3 protein-coding genes are annotated in these 1,613 nt (G+C 31.9%); all 3 read left to right on the forward strand.

The genetic code is table 11. The features are described from left to right. Window positions 1-130 precede the first annotated feature (130 nt). Complete coding sequence (locus tag AC1DSL_RS17975) at window positions 131-283, forward strand: hypothetical protein (RefSeq protein WP_477533286.1); 153 nt, start codon at window positions 131-133, stop codon at window positions 281-283. A gap of 23 nt (window positions 284-306) precedes the next feature. After that, window positions 307-576, forward strand: coding sequence for a hypothetical protein (locus tag AC1DSL_RS17980; RefSeq protein WP_477533287.1), 270 nt, complete (start codon window positions 307-309; stop codon window positions 574-576). Window positions 577-1,032: 456 nt separating this feature from the next. Beyond that, window positions 1,033-1,344 (forward strand): hypothetical protein, encoded by a 312-nt coding sequence (locus AC1DSL_RS17985; protein ID WP_477533288.1) that lies wholly within the window; start codon window positions 1,033-1,035, stop codon window positions 1,342-1,344. Window positions 1,345-1,613: the final 269 nt, after the last annotated feature.

Below are 1,613 nucleotides of genomic sequence, written 5' to 3' on the forward strand. Positions count from 1 at the left end.
TCTATGCTATAGAGGTTCTCTTAGAGCTAATGGGGACTGATATAGACAGTATTCTAAAGGAAGAAAAAGATGATACATGAAAAAAGGATTATTTTAAATGAAACAATATCGACAAAGGAGGCACAGCATAATGGAAATTATAGGAATTGTTCTTGTAACACTATTATTTATTGTATTTATCTTAACAGCTCAAGTTATTTCATCTTATAGAAAAGCAAAGGCAATTGGTGAAATGCAATACAGGTTACAGCTTTTAAAACTTAATGAAACGATAAAAAGTTAATTATATAGGGAGTTGAAGGATAAATGAAAACAGGTAGCTTAGAGATGGATAATTCGTCATTTTTAAGTATTATGTCTCAAATAGGAAATCTAAAAAAATACAGGTCGATGTTTGAAATCACATATGAAACTTCAACACATTTTCAATGGTCTTGTGATTTTATTTTCAGAGACTATGATAGCGCAAAGAAATTCTTAGTAAATCAAGGATTTAATAAAGTCAGTAATGGATTTGTAAGTAATTTAGACACTTGCCCAAAAGCTTACATTACTCCAAAGAAAATATACGTGTAAAATGCTACTTTGAATGGGAGGGGTAAGAACATGAAAATTGATGCAAAGGATACGTTTGTAGGCTTTGTCATCGGCTGTGTAATTGCTGCTGGTTTAATTATTTCATATTTAATATTTGGATAGTATCTTATATTTAATAAGGAACTACAGGGACATTGCTTAATCAACCAGACCAATTAGCCAATTCGATTAGAGCAGCAACGACAACTAAATTAGATATCACAACAATGGACAACACTTTAAACGCATCTTCCAATGAAATCACCGCCTTTAAGTCTAGTATGTCCATTTTTTAATGAATTATAATCGAAAGGAGAATCAAGCTATAACAGATCACTAAAGATCAAGCGGAAACAATAAATTAATTAGTAAATTATAAAATAACAGTTGATAAATCTTGGAAAATAGCATATAGTAAATAGTGTATACCAACCTAAATAGAGATGGGGAAATGAATTGAAAAAGAAATTGCAAGTAGAAGATAGAATTAACAACGATTTAACGGAAATCGTACAAGCCAAATGGGAGAAAGTGATGAATGAAACTGGAGGAAGTAAACTTGCTATGCCACTTGAGTTTTTCAGTGTGCTACGTGTGTATTTCCAATTAGCATATCAAGAAGGACAGGCAGACATGATTGAATCGCTGAAAGATGTTTACCACAATGATCCAGACCACTTTGAACACATCTTTGATGATGATTTTGTGAGTGAAGATGATTATGATGAACCTGATGTGGACAAAGACGAACAAGGGTTAATGAACTGAAACGAGTAATATTAATAAATTATAAGAACTTGTATTCAAGGGAATAAGTTTCGCATACTAGTAGATAAAGTCATCATTTAGGACATTTATTTCCTAGAATACATAATGGAATAAAAAAACTAGGAGGAAACAACAATGAAAAGGTTTCTTGTGTTCTCATTCGATCAGTATTATCCAGGTGGAGGAATGAATGATTTTGAGGGTGAATTTGACTCTGAAGAAGAAATTGATGAACATTACAAACAACGGAAGGCTGCACAATTCTATTA

The sequence above is a fragment of the Paenisporosarcina sp. P4_D4 genome, assembly GCF_056401835.1.

Excerpts from the sequence above, each read along its gene's own strand:
- AC1DSL_RS17975 (WP_477533286.1), top strand. The coding sequence starts at position 131 with ATGGAAATTATAGGAATTGTTCTTGTAACACTATTATTTATTGTATTT.
- AC1DSL_RS17980 (WP_477533287.1), top strand. The coding sequence starts at position 307 with ATGAAAACAGGTAGCTTAGAGATGGATAATTCGTCATTTTTAAGTATT.